The sequence below is a fragment of the Adhaeribacter rhizoryzae genome, from assembly GCF_008629685.1.
GTDB classification, from domain to species: Bacteria; Bacteroidota; Bacteroidia; order Cytophagales; family Hymenobacteraceae; genus Adhaeribacter; species Adhaeribacter rhizoryzae.
The window spans coordinates 16,901-38,669 of record NZ_VWSF01000026.1 but is presented as its reverse complement, the minus strand read 5'-3'; the positions used below and the strand labels follow the sequence as shown (position 1 = coordinate 38,669).

13 protein-coding genes are annotated in these 21,769 nt (G+C 44.8%); 12 read left to right on the top strand and 1 reads right to left on the bottom strand.

What is annotated here, in order from left to right; all coding sequences use genetic code 11:
- Window positions 1-66 precede the first annotated feature (66 nt).
- The 10 genes from F0145_RS22465 (at window position 67) to F0145_RS22420 (ending at window position 19,090) form a co-directional block, all read left to right on the top strand.
- Complete coding sequence (locus F0145_RS22465; RefSeq protein WP_150092223.1) at window positions 67-3,456, top strand: SusC/RagA family TonB-linked outer membrane protein; 3,390 nt, start codon at window positions 67-69, stop codon at window positions 3,454-3,456.
- 11 nt (window positions 3,457-3,467) lie between these two features.
- A complete protein-coding gene (locus tag F0145_RS22460) occupies window positions 3,468-5,246 on the top strand; it encodes a RagB/SusD family nutrient uptake outer membrane protein (protein ID WP_150092221.1) in 1,779 nt (592 codons plus the stop codon).
- 468 nt (window positions 5,247-5,714) lie between these two features.
- Window positions 5,715-6,932: a purple acid phosphatase family protein gene (locus F0145_RS22455; protein WP_150092219.1), complete on the top strand. Its 1,218-nt coding sequence runs from the start codon at window positions 5,715-5,717 to the stop codon at window positions 6,930-6,932.
- A 12-nt stretch (window positions 6,933-6,944) separates the two neighbouring features.
- Complete coding sequence (locus tag F0145_RS22450; RefSeq protein WP_150092217.1) at window positions 6,945-8,162, top strand: purple acid phosphatase family protein; 1,218 nt, start codon at window positions 6,945-6,947, stop codon at window positions 8,160-8,162.
- Window positions 8,163-8,724: 562 nt separating this feature from the next.
- On the top strand, window positions 8,725-9,777 hold the full coding sequence (locus tag F0145_RS22445) for a glycoside hydrolase family 43 protein (RefSeq protein ID WP_223816206.1): 1,053 nt from the start codon (window positions 8,725-8,727) through the stop codon (window positions 9,775-9,777).
- Window positions 9,778-10,561: 784 nt separating this feature from the next.
- Window positions 10,562-11,977, top strand: a complete 1,416-nt coding sequence (locus F0145_RS22440) for a glycoside hydrolase family 125 protein (protein ID WP_150092215.1) — start codon at window positions 10,562-10,564, stop codon at window positions 11,975-11,977.
- Window positions 11,978-12,366: 389 nt separating this feature from the next.
- Window positions 12,367-14,757, top strand: a complete 2,391-nt coding sequence (locus tag F0145_RS22435) for an outer membrane beta-barrel family protein (protein WP_150092213.1) — start codon at window positions 12,367-12,369, stop codon at window positions 14,755-14,757.
- A 395-nt stretch (window positions 14,758-15,152) separates the two neighbouring features.
- Window positions 15,153-16,139 (top strand): aldo/keto reductase, encoded by a 987-nt coding sequence (locus F0145_RS22430; protein WP_150092211.1) that lies wholly within the window; start codon window positions 15,153-15,155, stop codon window positions 16,137-16,139.
- Between the two features lie 226 nt (window positions 16,140-16,365).
- Window positions 16,366-17,814, top strand: coding sequence for a Gfo/Idh/MocA family protein (locus F0145_RS22425; protein WP_150092209.1), 1,449 nt, complete (start codon window positions 16,366-16,368; stop codon window positions 17,812-17,814).
- A gap of 463 nt (window positions 17,815-18,277) precedes the next feature.
- Window positions 18,278-19,090 (top strand): class I SAM-dependent methyltransferase, encoded by an 813-nt coding sequence (locus tag F0145_RS22420; protein WP_150092207.1) that lies wholly within the window; start codon window positions 18,278-18,280, stop codon window positions 19,088-19,090.
- A 190-nt stretch (window positions 19,091-19,280) separates the two neighbouring features.
- On the opposite strand, the gene F0145_RS22415 is transcribed toward F0145_RS22420, so the two are convergent.
- Entirely contained in the window at window positions 19,281-19,781 is a 501-nt protein-coding gene (locus F0145_RS22415) for a nuclear transport factor 2 family protein (protein ID WP_150092205.1), read from the bottom strand.
- Window positions 19,782-19,919: 138 nt separating this feature from the next.
- Between F0145_RS22415 and F0145_RS22410 the strand changes: the two genes are divergently transcribed.
- Both F0145_RS22410 and F0145_RS22405 read left to right on the top strand, forming a co-directional pair.
- On the top strand, window positions 19,920-20,228 hold the full coding sequence (locus tag F0145_RS22410) for a hypothetical protein (protein WP_150092203.1): 309 nt from the start codon (window positions 19,920-19,922) through the stop codon (window positions 20,226-20,228).
- Window positions 20,229-20,407: 179 nt separating this feature from the next.
- A complete protein-coding gene (locus F0145_RS22405; protein ID WP_150092201.1) occupies window positions 20,408-21,712 on the top strand; it encodes an erythromycin esterase family protein in 1,305 nt (434 codons plus the stop codon).
- Window positions 21,713-21,769 lie beyond the last annotated feature (57 nt).

Genomic DNA, 21,769 nt, shown 5'->3' with positions numbered 1-21,769 from the left:
ATGTTGGCGCATGCAGGTTGCCGGAAGCTTTTGTAAAACAATTGTATAAACAACAAACCCAAATTTATGAAAAAAAATCTATACTATCTGTTTCCCCGGATAGCTGGTTACACACTATTAAGTGTTCTTTTTCAGCTCCTGGTTATTTCGGCTGTATGGGCCGCCGACGATGGCGAAAGGTTGCAAAGCCTGAAAGAAACCAAAATATCCTTATCGCTCCGCAATGCCACTTTGCAGGATTTTATCCGGAAAATTGAAGCCGCCACAGTTTATAAATTTACTTTTGATGAGCAGGAAACCCTGCATAAAGGCCTGATTACCATATCGGCGAAAAACGAATCGCTGGAAAAGGTGCTGGACCAGGTAGCGGCAAGTACGCAACTCGAATTTAAGCAGGTGAAAAATAATATACACGTTCGGTTACGGTTGGTTACCAGCCCCGAAGCCAGCATCTTACGAACCAGTTTAGTGGCCGCGGTAGATATTACCGTTTCGGGTAAAATCACTTCCAGAAGCGGAGAAGGTTTGCCGGGCGTTACCATTTTATTAAAAGGAACCAATAACGGCGCTACTTCGGGTCCGGATGGCAGCTATACCTTGGTAGTACCAAACAGCGGGGGCACCTTAATATTTTCTTTTATTGGCTTTGCCACCAAAGAAGTACCCGTACCCACTTCCGGAGGAACGCTAAATATTACTTTGGAAGACGATGCCAAAGCTTTAGAAGAAGTAGTGGTGGTGGGTTATGGTACCCAGAAAAAAGTAAACGTTACCGGAGCAATTTCGATGGTGAAAGGCGAGGACCTGAATCAAGCGCCCACTACCCACGTAACAAATACTTTAACGGGCCGCGTAGCCGGCGTTATTGCTGTTGATCGTTCCGGCGAACCGGGCGGCGGTGGCTCGCAATTATTTATCCGGGGCCAGAGTACTTTAGGCGATAATTCGCCGCTGATTGTAGTAGACGGTATTCCAAGCTTGTTAGGCGGTTTAGATAAACTCAACCCCAACGACATTGAAAGTATTTCGGTTCTAAAAGATGCTTCGGCTTCTATTTACGGCTCCCGGGCCGCCAACGGGGTAATTCTGGTGAAAACCAAAAGAGGCAAAACCGGCAAACCTACCCTCGATTATAGTTTTAACCAGGGTTTCGTAACACCCACCCGCATGCCCGAAATGGCCGATGCGGGTTTATATGCCCAGTTAACCAACGAAATATTAGGTTACGCCGGCACCCGGCCCAAATATACCGATGAAGATATTCAGAAGTTTAAAGACGGTTCTTCGCCCTGGACGCACCCCAACACCGACTGGATTGATGCGGTAATTAAACCTTGGTCGTTGCAGAACCGCCACAACCTGAGCTTGCGCGGTGGCGGCGATAAGGTACGGTATTTTGTTTCACTGGGCAGTGTTTACGAAGATGCCGTTTACCGCAACAGCGCCACCAATTACAAACAGCAAAACCTGCGCATTAACCTCGATGCCGATGTAACCGAAAATATTAAGTTAAATTTTGATGTACAGGGCCGGCATAGCAATAAAAATTATCCGCCGCTGGGCGCCAGCGATATTTTCCGGTTTATTCAGCGGGGCCGCCCCACCGAAACAGCAGTTTGGCCCAACGGCTTACCCGGTCCCGATATTGAACAAGGCAATAACCCGGTGGTAACCTCCACCAACACCATTGGCTACAACAAACACGACATAAACCTGGTAAACGCCCTTTTTGGGTATACGGTTAAATTGCCTTGGGTAAAAGGCTTGTTTATTGATGGTAACCTGGCGGCCAGTAAAGAACTGACTTACAAAAAGAACTTTATTAAGCCCTGGACGCTCTACACCTTTGGCGGGTTTAACGGCCAGAACGAGCCCATTCTGAATTCCGCTGAACGCGGCGTAAGCGATCCGCAGTTAACCGAGTCTTTTGTACATAGCCAGCAAATAACCCTTAACTCCAAAATTAATTATGCCCGTACTTTTGGCCCGCACAGCATTAGCGCGTTTGTAGCGTATGAGCAAAACGAAGAAAAAGGTAATGACTTTTACGGTTTGCGCCGGTACTTTATTTCGGCAGCGGTAGACCAATTATTTGCCGGCGGCCAGGACGAAAGACAGGTGAGTGGCTCGGGTTATGAGACGGCCCGAAAAAATTACTTTGGCCGGGCTTCTTACCAGTTTAAAGATACATACCTCTTCGATTTTAACTGGCGCTACGACGGCTCCCAGAACTTCCCGCGCGACAAACGCTTTGGCTTTTTCCCGGGCTTCTCGGCCGGCTGGGTTCTTTCAAACGAAAACTTCTGGAAGAACAATATTAACCTGGTAGATTTCTTTAAAGTGCGCGGTTCGTGGGGGCAAATGGGTAACGATAAAGTGGCCAACTTCCAGTACCTGAGTAATTACGGTTTCGGGTCCGGTTCTATTTTTGGCAACGATCTGGGCTTAAATCCTTCTATTTATCCCATCCGTATTCCGAACGAAAATATTACCTGGGAAGTAGCGAATAATTTTAACGTGGGTATCGAGAGCCAGTTATTTAATGGCGCTGTTAGCCTGGAGGTTGATTATTTCCGCACCAAACGCTCCAATATTCTCATTGCCCGTTCGGCCTCGGTGCCGGAATATACCGGTATTGTGCTGCCCGACGAAAACCTGGGTAAAGTACAGAACCAAGGCTTCGATGCCCAATTATCGCACCGCAAATCTTTTGGCAAATTCCGGATGGAAACTGCCGGTACCGTATCGTTTGCCCGCAATAAAATATTGTTCTGGGACGAACCCGAAAATATTCCGGATTACCAAAGATACACCGGCACCCGCATCGGGTCGAGTTTGTACTACGAAGCCATGGGCATTTATAAAGATGTGGACCACGTAAACAGTACGCCCCACATGGCGGGTGCCCGCCCCGGCGATGTTATTTTCCGAGATGTAAACGAAGATGGTAAAATTAATGCTCTGGATCGTACCCGCTTTAATAAATCGCAGTTTCCGGAGTTGACTTACGGCTTAAACATGAATTTTGTGTTCGGCGATTTAGATTTAAGCATGTTGTGGCAGGGTGCCGCCGGCGCGAACCAATACGTGCGTACCGAATCGGGCTTAATAGGTAATTTCCCGCTGGCTTACGTCGAGAACCGCTGGACCCCGGAAAATACCGATACCGATGTAGCCCGGGTTTTTGATAACCGCGAATACTGGATTACCCAACAGAACTCTTACTGGCTTTATAATACCAACTACCTCCGCTTAAAAACCCTGCAACTTGGTTATAATATTCCGGAAACCCTGGTGCAGAAACTAAAAATGCAGCAACTGCGGGTGTACGTGAGCGGCCAGAATTTACTCACCTTCGACAAAGTGAAAATATTTGACCCCGAATTACCGAACGGTGCGGGTCATTATTATCCGCAAATTAAAATATATAACGCTGGTTTAAGCTTAACTTTTTAAAGCCGAAAAGGATGAAATTTATATCTAAAAAAATATTTTTCGTGGCCTGCGTGCTGTTTCTGGGCGGGGCTACTTCGTGCGATGAGGATTTTCTGGAAAGAAAGCCGCTGGATGCCATTAGTGATGCCGACGTGTGGAAAGACCCGGCTCTGGTAGAAGCTTTTGTAAACGATTTGTACGGCCGCATCTGGGACCCGTTTACTGATAGCTGGAAAGTAATGCACACCGCCGTTTCGGACGAGGGCATGTACCTGCGCGACAAAGGCACCGATGTGGTGGTAAAAGGTACGCTCACCCCCGAAAATATGGGCACGCTTACCCAATTTGGGCAGTGGGGTAATTATTACAAAGGCATTCGTAATTGCAATATTTTTCTGGAGCGGATTAATGAGGTACCTTTTAAAGATGAAACTTTAAAAAACCGGCTCACCGGCGAGGTGCGTTTTATTCGGGCTTATTATTATTTTAACCTGGTTAGCCATTTTGGCGGCATTCCGTTGGTAAAAGAAAATTTTAGCCTGGAAGATAGCGAAGGCATGTTTGTGCCCCGGAATACTTTTGAAGAATGCGTGAACGCCATTGTAGAAGATTGCGACAGTGCGATTGAATTGCTGGGGGCCAGTTATAACAACGATAACCTGGGCCGGGCTACTAAATATTCGGCCATGGCGTTAAAATCCAGAATGTTGTTGTACGCGGCCAGCGATTTATTTAATAAGCCGGGTAATACCAATGCGCTGGTAGGCTACACCAGCGGCGACCAAACGCAACGGTGGCAAGCTGCCAAAGCCGCCGCCAAAGCCCTCATCGATAACCCCGGCAAACACGGTTTGTACACCCCCACCGATTCGGGCGCCGAAAATTATACCCGCATTTTCCTGGATAACCACAACCCCGAAATATTATTTGCTAAATTACACAACAAGCAGCTAAAAGGCACTTCTGTAGACTTGTGGAACGGTCCGAACGGTTACCATAACTGGGGTGGCAACCTGCCGATTGAGAATTTTGTAACCGGCTACCAGCTTAAAGACGGTACGCCTTTCAGCTGGAATAATCCGGAGCACGCCACGCAACCTTACAAAAACCGGGACCCACGTTTTTACGCTTCTATTTTGTATAACGGCGCCGTGTGGCGGAACCGGCCAGCCGATGCCGCCGCTACTGAACCCGAAGGCATTATTCAAACGGGCAGCAAGGAAGTTTGGAATGCAGCTACGAACAAAGTAGAAGTGGTTTGGGGCGTCGATACCCGTTTTAGCCCCATCGAAAACTGGAATGCCTCTACCACCGGTTATTACACCCGTAAGTTTTTAGATAAAAACGTTGATGGCCAATTTTTCCGCGGCGACCAGCCCTGGATTATGTTCCGCTACGCCGAGGTATTGTTAAATTACGCCGAAGCCTGTTTAGAGCTGGGCGAAACCGAAGAAGCCCGTACGTATATAAACAAAGTACGCACCCGCGCCGGAATGCCCGCCATAGCGAGTTCGGTTGCCGGACAAGCCCTGGAAGATTTGTACCGCTACGAGCGCAAGTACGAACTGGCTTTTGAAGGTCACCGGTATTTCGATATTCGCCGCTGGCTCATTGCCGAGCAGGTCATGAATGGCCCGGCTAATGGCATCGATATTGTGGCTAAACTTAATCCCGATAAAACCACCCATACCCTGCAGTACAATATTGTGTCGGTGGGGCCGCGGTCGTTTCATCCGAAGGGTTATTTTTCGCCGATTCCGGTATCCGAAATCCAGAAAAATGCCAAACTCGAACAAAATCCGAATTATTAAGAAGCTGTTAATTGCCGGTCAGAACCTAATTAAATTAAGAAGCTGTTTAGTATTTCTGTTTCGGGCAGCATCTGGTGCCAATGGTGGTGTTATCACCGCCAATTCTAAAGCTGCTGCTAAACTACTTGCTGGTGAAAACACGCAGCAAGGGCAAGGGCAAGGGCTTGATCCATTGTATAAAATGCTAAACAGCTTCTAATATTTTGACCAGTAAATAATTCTAAGTTTTCAGTTATGCTACCAACTAAGTTTACCTGACTTGCCGGCTGGCGAAATATTCTTTAGGTTAAGAAGAATATTTTGCCGGCCGGCAGCAGAAAAGCATTTATTATTTTTCTTTAATAAAACCAAAGCCGGTTTGCCGGGGAAAATTCTTTAGCCTGAAAACCAGTTTAAAAGCTAAATATTTAGCACCGCTAAGCCGCCGCAGAAATAAATTAATTATCTATTTTTAAAATTATACACCACATGGAAGAATTATCTAATGATATAAACCGCCGCAAATTTATATCATCTTTGGGCCTATTAGGAGTAGCGGGCTTAAGTTCGTTGCCGTCGCTGGCCGAAGCAGGAGAGACAAAGACTTCAGCTCCGGATGTCCCAATTATTAAAACCGAACCTTATTTACAATCGGCGCTGCCCAACCAAATTACAGTGCGCTGGCTTACCAACGTACCCTGCTACAGTTGGGTAGATTACGGCCAAACCCCCGATAATTTAGATAAAAAAGAAGTAGCCGTAGACGATGGTTTGATTCAGGCTTATAACACGGTACACGGCATTACTTTAAAAGGGCTTACACCGGGGCAGAAATATTATTACCGCATCAACTCAAAAGTTATCGAAGAATTTAAACCCTATAAGGTAACCTTCGGCAATACTTTTGTGAGTGAATCTTATACCTTTCAAACGCCTGGTTTAGATGCCAAAAGTGTTTCGTTTCTGGTGTTTAACGATATTCACGACCGGCCAAATTCTTTTGCGCATTTAATGCAGTATGGCGGCGAAGACAAAAAAGATTTTGTGTTTCTGAACGGCGATATGTTCGATTTCCAGACCGATGAAGACCAACTGGTAAATCATTTGCTGAACCCACTTGGCCAATTATTTTCTACCAATACGCCCTTTATTTTATCGCGCGGCAACCACGAAACCCGCGGTAAGTTTGCCCGCCACTTAGGTAATTATTTTAACAACCAGGAGCAAAAATATTACTTCTCGTTTCAGCAGGGGCCGGTTTACGCCATTGTGCTCGATTCCGGAGAAGACAAAACCGACGGCGACAAAGAATATTACGGCCTGGTAGATTTTGATAAATACCGGTTGCAGCAAGTGGAGTGGCTGAAGAAAGAAGTTCAGAAAAAAGCTTTTAAGAAGGCCAAGTACAAAATAGTTTTCAGTCATATTCCTTTTTATTATTCGGGCAACGGGCACGGTACCTTGCATTGCCGCGAAGTATTTGGGCCAATTTTAAACCAGGCCAAAGTAGATTTATTAATTTCCGGACATACCCACCGGTACGGCATTCACCCCCCGGTAGCCGGACAGCATAATTACCCCATTGTAATTGGTGGCGGCCCCAAAGAGGGCGCCCGTACCATTATAAAAGTTAAAGCCGACCAGAATGCTTTTGCGCTCGAAATGATTGGCGATACCGGCACCCCCGTGGGAAATATTAAAATTTAAAGCAATTTAAATATGCCTTTCAACCGAAGATTATTTATTCAAAAGCTGTCTAAAATTGGGGTTTTAAGTACGCTATCGTTGCCGGCCTTAAGTGCAGTTAATAATAATAAAACCAACGAAAAAAATACTTTTATTGCCGGACCTTATTTGCAAAATCTGCAGCCCAACGAAGTGACCATTGTTTGGATTACAAATAACAACAGCTTGAGCTGGGTAGAGTACGGCTCCGGTACCTACCTGAGCTTAAAGGCTTATACTGCCCGAAATGGCCTTATTCAAGCGAATAACCGCATTAATAAAGTTACGATTAAAAACTTAAAACCCGGCTCTGAATACAAATACCGGATTAACTCCAAAGAAATATTGCATTTTCAAGCTTCTAAAGTAACGTACGGCGAGCCGCTGCAAAGTATCATTTACGGTTTTAAAACGCCGGCCGTAGACGTGGAAGCGTTTAAAATGGTTATCTTAAACGATATTCACGATCGGCCCCAAACCATTCCGCAATTATTATACAAGCACGGCTACACCGGCAATACCCGCGACTTTGATTTTGTGGTTTTAAACGGCGATTGTTTCGACCACGTGGATAGCGAAGAGCAGGTAATAGACCATTTGCTGAAACCTTGCGCCGAGGTGTTTTCGAAAGAAGTGCCTTTTATTTTTGTGCAGGGCAACCACGAAGTTAGAGGCAGTTTTGCCCGGCAACTACCCGATTATTTTACTTACCCCACCGATAAATATTACTACGCGTTTACCCGTGGGCCGGTGCGCTTTGTTATCCTGGATTCCGGCGAAGATAAAACCGATGACAACTGGGAATATAACGGCTTAGCCGCTTTTGATGAGTACCGCGAAGTGCAGCAAAAATGGTTGGAAAATGAAATAGAATCCGAAGCGTTTAAAAAAGCAGCTTTCCGGATAGTGCTGATTCATATTTCCCCTTATCATTCCGGCGATTGGCACGGTACCCTGCACTGCCGGCAGCTTTTCGGCCCCTTGTTTAACAAGGGCAAAATAGATTTAATGCTTTCGGGCCATACGCACCGCTACGCCACCCACGATGCCGATGCTACCCATAACTACCCAATCGTAATTGGCGGCGGACCGCTGGAGGGTAAAAGAACGCTGATAAAGCTACACGCCACTAAAAAAGAATTAAACTTAAGAATGATCCGCGACGACGGAGAAGAAGTAGGCAAATACAGTATTAAGAAAAAGTTTGTTTAAGGTGTGTATACAGTCTGCCAGTTATTTATTTAACTGTTCTGGTTGATGATTTCTGCCGCTGTTTGTAGTCTTCCGCAGGAGACTACAAACTTTTCATGAAATGGGAAGTCTCCGACTTCCTACAAGAAAGGAGAAAATAATACCCCTATCAAATTGAAAGTGCGCTTAAAGGTACATTATCTGTCATCCTGAGCTTGTCGAAGGATCTATAACAGCCTTAAATAATTATTAGATGTTTCGACAGGCTCAACAGGACTACAATAATGTAAGCGCAATAACCAATCAATATTCGTATAAATTCTCATTTGGTAGTTCTATCCGGATAGTAATCTTTGCTGGTATTTACCGGAACAGAGTTCCTCCGGTTGCATTAAAAGTCTTAAGTCTTCCTTCGGAAGACTCAAAATAGCTGAGGTTTTGTTTTAAGGACAAAGCAGCCGTTTTGTTTTTTTAGCATTAGTGTTCGGGCAAATAGTTTACCTTATGAGGTTCGGGTAACCTAATTCCGGAAAAGGAATATATTTGTGGGCTTTACCAGCCCATACTATAAATATCATCCGCAATGGAAATGAATATTTTTGCCAAGCCTGATGCTTTAAAGCAAGTAAAATTGCCGCTGTCCTTTGTTTCTGTTTTGTTCCTGCTTTTCTGGTCTGGCCCGGTAGCTTTTGCCCAGGTAAAACCAGAAAACAGCCAGACCGATATTTACCTCGCCGACCCAACCATATTTTACCACGAAGGGCAATATTATTTATACGGCACCGGAGGAGGTAATTCCAACCTGGGTTTTATGGTTTATACCTCCAAAGATTTAAAAAGCTGGGAAGGTCCGAAAGGGGTAAACAACGGCTACGCCCTTCGGAAAGGCGATGCTTTCGGCGAACAGGGTTTCTGGGCGCCGCAGGTATTTTATTACCAGAATCAGTTTTACATGGCTTATACCGCCAACGAGCAAATTGCCATTGCTACCAGCAGTAGTCCGCTGGGCCCATTTACCCAAACCCAAAAGCAGCCGCTTACCGCCCCGGTAAAGCAGATAGATCCTTTTGTGTTTATTGACGACGATGGCCGCAAATATTTATACCACGTGCGTCTCACCCAGGGCAACCGCCTCTTCGTAGCCGAAATGACCGACGACCTAAGTGCCATTAAACCCGAAACCCTGAAAGAATGTATTACCGCCGTAGAACCCTGGGAAAATACCGCCAAGGCACCCTGGCCCGTAGCCGAAGGCCCCTCTATCTTAAAACATAAAAACCTGTATTATTTTGTTTATTCTACCAACGATTTCCGGAACCCCGATTATGCTGTTGGCTACGCGGTAAGTAATAGCCCTTATGGCCCCTGGCAGAAGTACACAGGCAACCCCATTATCAGCAAAAACAATATAGGCCACAACGGCACCGGCCACGGCGATTTTGTAAAAGATAAAAAAGGAAATCTAATGTACGTATTGCACACCCATTTTTCAGCTACTAAAGTCAGTCCCCGTAAAACGGCTATTGTAAAAATCCGGTTTGTAAAAGATAAAACAACCAAAACAGATAAACTGGTAGCCGACGAAAAAAGCTTTTATTTCCTGCAATCCCAAGCCAAAGAAGTAGGCAGCCGTTAATATTTAAAGCGAGTATTTGGATTTTGCTTTAGTTGATTTTAAAAAGTATAGAACTCAATATTATTTTGAGGAAATGCTTAATAAAACAACCACCCCCAACCCCTCCTAAACTTAGGCGGGGAGCCAGCCTAACAGTTAATCGCGGCCTGAAGATTATAGAATAAGCTTTAAGAAATATTTATTGTACTATATTTTAATATTTATTGTACTATATCTTAATATTTATTTTGCTATAATTTAATAGGGAATAGCAGCAGCTACGAAGTAAACTACAGCAGTTTGGGCGATGAGGGCCTTTCAGGTTTCCGGTGCGTAGCATTCCGACGGAGGAGGAAAGGAAAGATGAGCAGCCCGAATGACCAAACGGGCCCCGCCGGGCAGGAGGCAACTTAGGCTTGAAATATTAGTTAGCACTTTTGCATTGAAAGATGTAATCTTTCAAAAGGTAAACACCTAACAATCTTTCAAGTAAAAAATCTCTCTAGTAAATAATAACAAAAAGTAGCATAATATTGCTTTAAAGAAAAGTCCTTTGAGCAAGCTAACCACAGGAATTATCTTACCAACTCAAACCGCTTCAAAATCTGTTAAATTTTATTTTCCTCATATTCTTCCTACTTTTCGTGTTAATTAAATAATGGAGAAGAATAGTTGAATATTTGTTTACGCCCAAGACTTTTTTACCGTGTGTAGCAGGCAGCATGATTTATACTTCCTGAGAAGCAAGCGCAAAAGTGCGGCAACAGGAGTTACTAAGTTTTGTATGCCTAAATATTAATTTAGAATGAAAAGAAGAACCTTTATCCAAAACGCGGCCTTACTGAGCGCTGGTGCCTACTTAAACCCCTTAGCATTAACAGCAGCAGCTGATTTTCCGGTGGTGCGTGTACCCGCTGCCAAACGTAATTTCAGCAGTAAATCCGTTGAAAGTGCTATTGCAGAATTTAAAAAGAAAGTAAAAGATAAAGAACTGGCCTGGTTATTTGAGAATTGTTTTCCGAGCACCCTCGATACCACCGTTACCCACACCGTAAAAGACGGCAAGCCCGATACGTATGTTATCACCGGCGATATTGATGCCATGTGGCTGCGCGACAGCTCGGCGCAAGTGTGGCCTTATTTAAAGTTTCTGAAAAAAGATGAACCGCTCCGACAACTGGTGGCCGGGGTAATTAATCGCCAAACCCGCTGCGTCATAAAAGACCCCTACGCCAATGCTTTTTACGGCGACGATACCAAAGTTGGGGAGTGGAGCAAAGACTTAACCAAGATGCAGCCCGGCGTACACGAGCGGAAGTGGGAAATAGATTCACTGTGTTATCCTATCCGGCTGGCTTACCACTACTGGCAAACCACCAACGATACCAAACCTTTCGATAGCCAGTGGCAGGAGGCCATCAAAGCTACCCTTAAAACTTTCCGGGAACAGCAGCGCAAGGAAAATAAAGGCCCTTATAGATTTCAGCGTACCACGCCGCACGCGACCGATACTTTGCCCATGAGCGGCTACGGTTATCCGGTAAACCCGGTCGGTTTAATTTGCTCTTCGTTCCGGCCCAGCGACGATGCCACTGTTTATTCTTTTTTAATTCCGTCTAACTTTTTTGCGGCAGTGAGTTTACGGCAAGCGGCCACCATGATGGAGAAAATTGCCCAGGACAAAGGCACTGCCGGAGAACTGCTGACCTTAGCAAACGAAGTAGAAAAAGCCTTACAGGAGCACGCGACGGTAAACCACCCGAAATACGGAAAAATTTATGCTTACGAAGTAGATGGCTTTGGCAGCGCGTATTTAATGGACGATGCCAATGTACCCAGTTTACTGTCGCTCCCTTACTTAGGAGCCATTTCCCCGACTGATGCCGTTTACCTGAATACACGCAAATTTATACTCTCCAAAAATAATCCTTTCTTTTTTAAAGGTAGTGCGGCCGAAGGTATTGGCGGGCCGCACGTTGGTCAGGACATGATTTGGCCCATGAGTATTACCATGCGCGCCCTCACCAGCCAAGACCCGCAGGAAATTAAAAGCTGTATTCAAGCCTTAAAAAGTACCCACGGCGACACCGGATTTATGCACGAATCTTTTCATAAAGACAACCCGAAAAAGTTTACCCGCTCGTGGTTTGCTTGGGCTAATACTTTATTCGGCGAGTTACTCTGGAAAACTTACCAGGAAAATCCGAAGCTTTTAGCTTGATACCAAGGCGTAGCTCCAGTATTAAGGTATGCTGACTGATGTTCTTCGGTTTTGGGTGCATAGCATTCCGGTAAAGAAGCAAAGGATAGGTGCGCAAGTACCTATCTTTTTTCGTGGGGAGGTGGGAGGAGACAGACCAAACAAGGCCGTTCGGGCTGGCACAAACTTAGGAAGCGCCATATTTCCCAACTTTAATAACCAGTTAATTTTTGAGAATATTTTGACCTATATTAGTTCAATTCTGTAAATCGGTTTGTAATTTGCCGATATAATATTCACTTAAACGCCTGCATCAAAGCCTTATCCACCTCATAATTATGTTTAAAATTATACTTTTCAAAAAAAGCAAAGTTTACTTAACCGGATTTAGTTTTTTATTACTCTTGATAATGCCGCTATTGGGCCTGGCTCAAGCTGCAAAAAAAGATGCCGTAAAAGGGAAGGTGCAGGATGCGGTAACCGGCGAACCATTACCTTACGCCACCGTCCGGTTATTTAAAAGCACCGATAATGCTTTGGTTTCGGGCAATATTACCAACGAGGCCGGCCAGTTTACGCTGGATGCGCCGCTGGGTGAATATTATGCCCTGATTGAATTTATGGGTTACAAAGCTTTTAAATCACCCGCTTTTGCCTTAACCAACGATAAAACAGAACACCAGTTAGGTACTTTAAAACTGGAAGCATCGGCGGGCAAAACCCTGAACGAGGTAGTGGTGCAAGCCGAAAAAAGCACCATGGAATTATCGCTCGATAAAAAAATATTTAACGTTGGTCAGGATTTAGCCAATGCCGGCGGTTCGGCCACCGAAATATTAAGCAATATTCCATCGGTATCGGTAGATGCAGAAGGTAACGTAAAACTGCGGGGTAGCGAAAACGTGCGGATTTTGATTGATGGGAAGCCTTCGGGATTGGTAAGTTTTAAAGGCGGCAGCGGTTTGCAGCAACTACAGGGCAGCTTAATCGAAAAAGTAGAAATTATTACCAACCCCTCGGCCCGTTACGAAGCTGAAGGTATGTCGGGGATTATTAATATTGTTTTAAAAAAAGAGCGGAAAAGCGGGTTTAATGGTTCTTTTGAAGTTATTGCCGGCGAGCCTACCAATTACGGCGGTTCGGCCAACGTAAATTACCGGCACAAACGCGTTAACTTTTTCCTGAACTACGGCTTGGCTTATCGCCTGACTCCAGCCCGGGGCTCGATGTACCAGGAGTTAAAATCCGACGATGAAACCTTTATTACGCGGCAAAAATTTAATACCAACCTGCGGGGCTTTAACAACAATATTCGGGGCGGGCTCGATTTCTTTTTCACCGAAACCAGTATTTTAACAGCCTCTTATTTATTCCGGCGCAGCGACGTAAACCGCATCCGCAATATTCGCTACGACGATTACCTGGGCAACGAAACCTTGCAAAGCTTTACCAAACGTAAACAGGACGAAGACGAAGACGAAGTAAACGCCGAATATGCCCTTAGCTACAAGAAAACCTTTGCCAAAGAAGGGCAGGAGCTTACCGCCGATTTTCGGTTCCTGGATTATTGGGAGAACTCCGACCAGATTTATACCCAAGATACGTATGCTCCGGATGGTAACCGCGACCTTTCTAAATCTTTGTTTCAGCGGTCGTTGAACGATGAGTTCGAAAAGCAATATTTAACGCAGATTGATTACGTGCAGCCTTTTGGCGAAGGTGGTAAATTGGAAGCCGGTATCCGGAGCAGCTTCCGGGACATGGTAAATGATTATTTAGTAGGCAACCAGGACGGCAACGGCGAAATAACCCCTTTACCCGGCCTGGATAATTATTTTATTTACGACGAAAATATTAATGCGGCTTATGGTATTTTGGGAAATAAAACCAAAAAAATATCGTACCAGGTGGGTTTGCGCGCCGAGCGAACCGATGTAAAAACTACCTTGCAAGAAACCAACGAAGTAAATCCGCGCCAATACACCAATTTATTCCCGAGTGCGCATTTTACTTATAATTTGCCCAAAGACCACGCCTTGCAGGTGAGTTACAGCCGCCGGGTGCGTCGGCCGGTGTACAACGAGTTAAGCCCGTATTCTACGTTTTCAGATAGCCGGAATGTAAACACCGGTAATCCCAACCTCGACCCCGAGTTTACGAATGCGTTTGATGCCGGCCACATTAAATATTTCGATAAAGGCACGCTTTCTTCTTCGTTGTTTTACCGGCACTCCATTGGTCGCATTGCTACTATCCGGCGGGTAAACGCCGCCGGAATTGCTTCTTTTCGCCCCGAGAACCTGGAAGGTGAAGATGCTTTTGGCGCAGAATTTACCGGTTCGTTTAGCCCTGCTGCCTGGTGGAAACTGGACCAAAGCCTGAATTTTTTCCGATCGGTTATAGACGGCAGCAATTTCGAAGAAAATTTCAGCACCAATACCTATAGCTGGTTTGCCCGGCATACTTCGCGGTTTATCCTGCCCCAAAATATTGATTTCCAGGTACGGGCCAACTACGAAGCGCCCCAGAAAACCCCGCAAGGCAGTATGCGGGCTTTATATTATTTAGACCTGGGCGTTAGTAAAGATTTGTGGAATAAAAAAGGCACGATTACCCTGAACGCCCTCGACTTATTTAACAGCCGCATTAACCGGTCGGTTTACCGGGGGCAGAGTGGCGAAGGCGTTACCTTTTACACCCGCAGCGAAAACCAAGGCCGAAGAAGACAAGTTAACCTCACCCTCAGTTATCGCCTGAACCAATCGCCTACGGCCAAACCCAAAACCTTGAGCACGGAGTAGCCTAAAAGTTTAGGTAATAAAATCCCGGAATTGATAATTAGTCTATTCCGGGATTTTTCGTTTTAGATGGTATTCTGATTTAATAACTTACATCATATAACATAAAGTTTAAGTAACTCACCGGTGTCATTCAGGAGGAACCTATTTAGCAGGTCGCCAAATAGGTTCCTCCTGAATGACAAATATGGGCTCAATGAATATTAAAAAGGTTTAAATTCAAATCAAAACAGCCTTTTAAGTAGCTCTGCCTAATATTTAATCTGAACCTTGGAATATTTTTTATAAACCTTCTTCAAAAATTTACTTTTGCGTAAAAGCTGTAAACTTTATAGCGCTATGCGGTTGAGGTTGAAAATAATACCAAGGGTTTTATCAGATTGAACAAAATTAATAAAATGAAATACAGAAAATTAGGAAAAACCGGGATAGAAATATCCGAAATAAGTTTAGGTACCTGGCAGGTAGGCGGGAAGTGGGGTGAAACATTCAGCCATGAAAACGCCGATAATATTTTGAACGCTGCCGTAGATGCGGGCATTAATTTTATTGATACCGCCGATGTGTACGGCGACGGCGAAAGCGAAAAAGCTGTTGGCCGGTTGGTGCGCAGCCGCTCCGAAAAAATTGCGGTAGCTACCAAATGCGGCCGCCGCCTGAGTCCGCACGTGAACGAATCGTACACGCCCGAAGCCCTGCGCAAGTTCGTGGAAAACAGCCTGGAAAATATGGGCCTCGAAACTCTTGACCTGATTCAGTTGCATTGCCCGCCCACCGATGTGTATTACCGTCCCGAAATATTCGAGCTATTCGATCGGCTGAAAGAAGAAGGCAAAATTTTGAATATGGGCGTAAGTGTGGAGAAAGTAGAAGAAGCCCTGAAAGCGATTGAATACCCGAACGTAACCACGGTGCAGATAATATTTAATATGTTCCGGCAACGCCCCGCCGAGTTGTTTTTTAAAGAAGCCAAGCGCCGAGATATTGGCATTATTGTGCGGGTACCGTTGGCGAGCGGTTTGCTCACCGGCAAGTTTAAACCCGATACCCATTTTGCACCCACCGATCACCGCAACTTTAACCGCAACGGCGAAGCTTTCGACAAAGGCGAAACTTTCTCAGGCATTGATTATAATTTAGGTTTAGAAGCGGTGGAAGAACTGAAGAATTTATTCCCGGGTCAGGAAAATTTGGCTCCGGTGGCTTTGCGCTGGATTTTACAGTTTGACGAAGTAAGCTGCATTATACCGGGCGCTTCCAAACCCGAACATTTAACTTCTAACTTGCAGGCCCTGGATATACCGGATTTAACAACGGAGCAATTAGCAGGCGTTAAAAATATTTACGAGAGCCAGATTAAACCGCTGGTCCACCAAATTTGGTAGGCTAACTGAATTATTAAGCATTTACCCGATTAACAGCACAAACGCACAAACAATATAGTTGTGTCTTGTCTGTGCCCTGGCCGTGTCTTATGACCGGCCTTTGCTTTTTAAATAGATGCCTTCAACAGATGTTTTTTTAATCAATATTTAAGCTTGTAAACAGTGTTAAGTAGTGTATTTTTCCTAAATTTCTAAACGGAACGTTTGCCTGAAATATAGAACAAAAATGCCTGCCAAAAACGATTCATCCGCTGTATCGCGCCGCGATTTTATTAAAAACAGTTCCTTAGCAGTAGCGGCCTTTACTATTGTGCCACGGCATGTGCTGGGTGGCAAAGGCTTTACTGCGCCCAGCGATAAATTAAATATTGCCGCTATTGGGGCTGGCGGAAAAGGCATGGTAAATATTACCAACAGCTTTAACAACGGCACCGATAATATTGTAGCCCTCTGCGACGTAGACGACCGGCAGGCCAAGGCAGCCCGCGAAAAGTGGCCGCAAGCTAAATATTACAAAGATTACCGCAAACTCCTGCAAAAAAAGGAAGCCAAAGGCATTGATGCTGTTATTGTAAGTACCCCCGACCACATGCACGCGCCTATTGCCATGGCCGCCATGCAGTTAGGCAAGCACGTGTACGTAGAAAAGCCTTTAGCCCATGATATTTACGAAGTCCGGATGCTGACCCAGGCGGCTAAACGCTACAAGGTAGTAACTCAAATGGGCAACCAGGGCAGCAGCGGCGACGATACCCGCCTGATTGAAACCTGGGTACAACAAGGCCTGCTCGGCGATGTACACACGGTACACACCTGGACCAACCGTCCGGTCTGGCCGCAGGGTATTCCTACGCCCACGCAAAAAATGCTTGTACCCGCCGAAGTAGACTGGGATTTATGGCTGGGCACCGCCCCTTACCGCGATTACCACGAAGCGTATATGCCTTTTAGGTGGCGCGGCTGGTGGGATTTTGGTACCGGTGCCCTCGGCGATATGGGCTGCCATATTATGGATGTGCCGTTCCGGGCTTTAAAGCTTAAATATCCCGAATCGGTGGAATGTAGTGTGGGTTCGGTGTACAGCGATTTTTTTAAAGAAGCGCATTTCCTAGATAGTTGTCCGCCTTCTTCGGCTATTTACCTGCGTTTCCCGGCCCGCGGCAACATGCCGCCCGTTGATTTTAGCTGGACTGATGGCGGTATTCTGCCCAAACGCCCCGAAGAATTATTACCCGAAGAACCTTTCGGCGACATTGATGGCGGAATGCTGTTAATAGGTACCAAAGGCAAATTGGTGGCCGGTATGTGGGGCCGCAACCCCATGCTGTTGCCATCTTCGCGCATGAAAGAAACTACTTTACCAGCCGCTGCCATGCCCTTGGTAGCAGGCGGACCGGCCGGGCACCAGCAACAATGGGTACAAGCCTGCAAAAAAGGTTACGGCGCTTATACCAGTTCGCCGTTCGAGATAGCCGGGCCTTTAACCGAAACCGTAATTATGGGCAACCTAGCGGTGCGCAGCTACCAGTACCAGCACCCCACCGCTGATGGCAAAGGCTTTACCAACCCCGGCCGGAAAAAGCTATTGTGGAACGGCGAAGAAATGAGAATAACCAATTTTGACGTAGCTAACCAGTTTGTTAAAAGAAATTACCGGCAAGGCTGGCACTTGTAAGGTTTTATAAAGAGTATCCGGATTATACTTTCGCGGGCGTTCGGCTCGTGAAGCTGCTGCTGGCCTCCGGCGGCTCTGCTGGTGATTAGAATATTACACATTACTAAGCAAAGCCAAGACTGTACCTCCCACTCACTGCGGTCATTCTGGAAGAATCTTACCAGCAAGTAGCCAATAAGATTCTTCCAGAATGACCGCAGTGAGAGGATAGTTGGCTGTAATTATTTTATTGTTTTTGAAGCACGACTCCTGTTTCATATTGGTATTATTTACCCTTGCCAGAAGCTTAATAACGAAAAGAACTGGGTTAGCGCATGGCTTAATGTTCCTCGCTCAAGCCTCATGCGCATTAACCTGATGCTGTGTAATATTATTTAACTGTACAGAAAAGTAAAAGAGCATAGAAATATTCTGTGATTTATTTATAAATTTTCTTAAATTAGTTTAAATAAACTACAACAGCATGAATCCGAATAAAGCATTATGGGAAAAAGGTGACTTTACCCAACTTGCCGAAACCATGCGGGAAAGTGGTGCGGCACTAATAAATGAACTGGAGATTACCAAAGAACTTAACGTGCTCGACCTTGGGTGCGGTGATGGTACTACTGCCATACCGGCCGCAAAATTAGGCGCTAATGTTTTAGGGGTTGATATTGCCCGGAATTTGGTTGAAGCGGGCAACAAACGGGCACAAGCACAAGGACTTACTAATTGCACGTTTCAGGAAGGGGATGCCACCGATTTGCAGGAACTACAGGATGCAACTTTTGACCTGGTGGTAAGCATTTTTGGGGCCATGTTCGCTCCAAAACCGTTCGATGTAGCCAAAGAAATGGTTCGGGTTACCCGGCCAGGCGGCAGAATAGTGATGGGCAACTGGATACCGGGCGATCCGACCCTGGTGGCCCAAATACTCCGGATTAGTTCTGCGTATACACCACCTCCGCCGGAAGGTTTTATTAGTCCTATGTTGTGGGGAGTAGAAGAACAGGTGCTAGAACGGTTTGGGCAGGCGGGCATCGCAAAAGAAAATATATCTTTTGTGAAAGATACTTTTACTTTTAATGCCGCTTATTCACCAGCAGCGTTTGTAAGTAAATTTAAAAACTACTATGGCCCTACCATGAATGCTTTTGAAGCCGCAGAGAAGAATGGTAAAGCTTTGCAATTGCAGCAGGAATTAGAAGAATTATTTAACAATCAGAATAAAGCCTCCCAGGAAAATACCACTTCCATACCAGCAACTTACCTGCGGGTTACCGTTAAGCGTTAAATATAGCTTAAAATCCAGGGCGTTACAGAAGCATGTTTTAAAATTATAAAATAGAAAATGCGCTTTAAAAGAGTTTTGTCATCCTGAGCTAGTCGAAGGAGCTATTACAACTATATGATAGTAAATTTAGCTATTTCGACAAGCTCAACATGACGTCTGTAGATTGCGCATTAGCCACTTGATAGTAGTATTACTTTGGCGGAATGGCCTGCATGTCGCAGCCCTCGCGTTGGATGTTGTAGCTTAGGTTTACAATGCGCCAACCCTGCGGCGAGCGGTACAACTGAAAAGCATCGGTGCCGCAATGACTGAATTTAGCACCGTTGAAGAATGCGTACCGGCACCAGAAAGAAGCCAAATCACCATCTATCTGCACCTGACTATCCCAATAGCGTTCGTCCAGGGTTTGGGGTGGCTTAGCAATTATTTGCGCCAAAAATTGCTTTCCGGTTACTTCTCGGGTTACGGTTTGCCCGGCCGGGTTTTGCGTTAAAACAATAATGCGGAAATTAGGTGCCATAACCAAACGGGCCATAGCTGTATCACCGGCCCGCATGCTATCGAATAAAGTACGCACCGCTGCTTCTAGGGCTTGCTGGTCTTTAGCCGTGGGTTTGGTTGATTTAATGGTTTGGGCTACCAAGTTGTTCGTTAGCAGCAGGAAAAATATAATAAATGTAAAATATTTCATCTGGTAGGTAGGAAGCTTTAAAAGAGATAATTTATTCGCCTAAGTTACGCCGGGAAATATTGGATAAGCAACCAGGTTATTTATTTTCCGGTTTACGTATCAGGAAAATTTAACAGCTTAACTCTTGCTCTCTAAAACATGCAACTCATCCAAATATTATTACCCCTTTACAACAACCAAAAAGAACCTTTCGCAACTGACATATTCACCCGCATCCGGCAGGAATTAACCGAGAAGTTCGGCGGTATTACGGCTTTTTCGCGCGCTCCGGCAACCGGTTTATGGAAAGAAAACGAAGATAAAACCGTGAAAGACGAAATAATTATTTACGAAGTAATGGCTGATACCTTAGACCAAGCTTGGTGGCAGAACTATAAGAAAAGCTTAGAAAACACTTTCCGGCAAGAGGAAATTTTGATTAGAACTTGGGAAATTCAGGTCTTGTAGGTTGCACAATATTAAGATTGTATTTTGAGAAGCTTTTTGTTCGATTATTATAAATTTTATATATTAGCAATTGCCCATTTCTTCTGCCAAATGCGATATAAACGCTAGTAATGCGTTTAGCCAATAACAAAAGTTGGCCATTAGGAAAGTAAATATTAAATGTCCTTCATCAACTTAGTATGGGAAGAATAATCTTTCTTTTAGTGTGCCTGCTGCTCCCGGCAACTTCCCTGATGGGGCAATCCAGTATAAAAGAATACGTACTGGAAAATACTACTAAAATTTATTCTATTGACCCTAACCAAGATGATTATGCAGATCTGGAAGTAATTGGAAAAGCAATCGGCAATGCACAGGTGGTTATGTTGGGTGAACAGGACCACGGCGATGCCCCAACTTTCCAGGCGAAAACCCGGTTAATTAAATACCTGCACGAAAAAAAAGGTTTTAATGTAGTGGCTTTTGAAAGTGACTTTTATGCCTTGCACCGAGGCTGGGAGCAGGTGTTGAATAATAAAATGTCAGCTAGTTCCCTGATGGCAAATAATATTTTTTCTGTCTGGACCAAATGCCAGGAGTGTGATGATGTATTTTCCTACATTAATACTACCCAAACATCGAAAAACAGGATTCATGTTACAGGTTTTGATATTCAACTACATGGCTTTTACAGCCAAGAAACATTTATTTCAGAGCTTACCGATTATTTAACCGCTAAAGAGATTGATTTTCTAAAGACTCCGGAGTTCAAAAAACAATTTCTGCCACTACTGGATTCTTTGTTATACTATACTCAAGCAAGATCCTTTTTTCGTGACGAAAAAACAGTTCATCAACTGGAAAATTACCTGCGTCTGATTTCTTCACAAATCATGGTAAAGAATAGGATGGACACTTTTTGGCATCAGGCCCTGGAAAGTGTCAAGGCTCAGACTACATCCATGATTTACCGGAAAAATATGTGGGTATCCAGGACGGATGTTTCAAAAGGACTTAATCTGCGGGATGAATATATGGCTAAAAACCTGCACTGGCTCGCCTCTAATACCTACAAAAACGAAAAAATAATTGTATGGGCGGCTAATGGGCATGTCAATAAAGGTGCCCTAAACGAGGAACATGAAACGGCTGTCTCCAATAATATCACACGGCCCATGGGCTATGTTTTTACCAACATAGCTGGCAACTTAGATAAAACTTATATTTTAGGTTTTACTTCTTATGAAGGAACCGCGGGGCGGGTTACTATGCCTAACAAATTTGCCGTATTCACGCCCCAAAAGGATGGATTGGAAGATTGGCTGGGAGGATTAAATTATTCTTTTTCTTTTACGAATATGCAATCTGGCCAAAGAAATAAAAAAATTGCGGAAGGGTTCTTTTCGGCCAAGTTAAAGAGCCACCGGAATGTAACAGCAGCATGGACGAAAGGCTTTGATGGCATATTTTATATTCATACCATGTACCCTTGTCAAGCAAAATAAATTCTCCTAACAATGCTTAATACGTCAGCCGGATTGCATTCCAACATCCAACGTAGA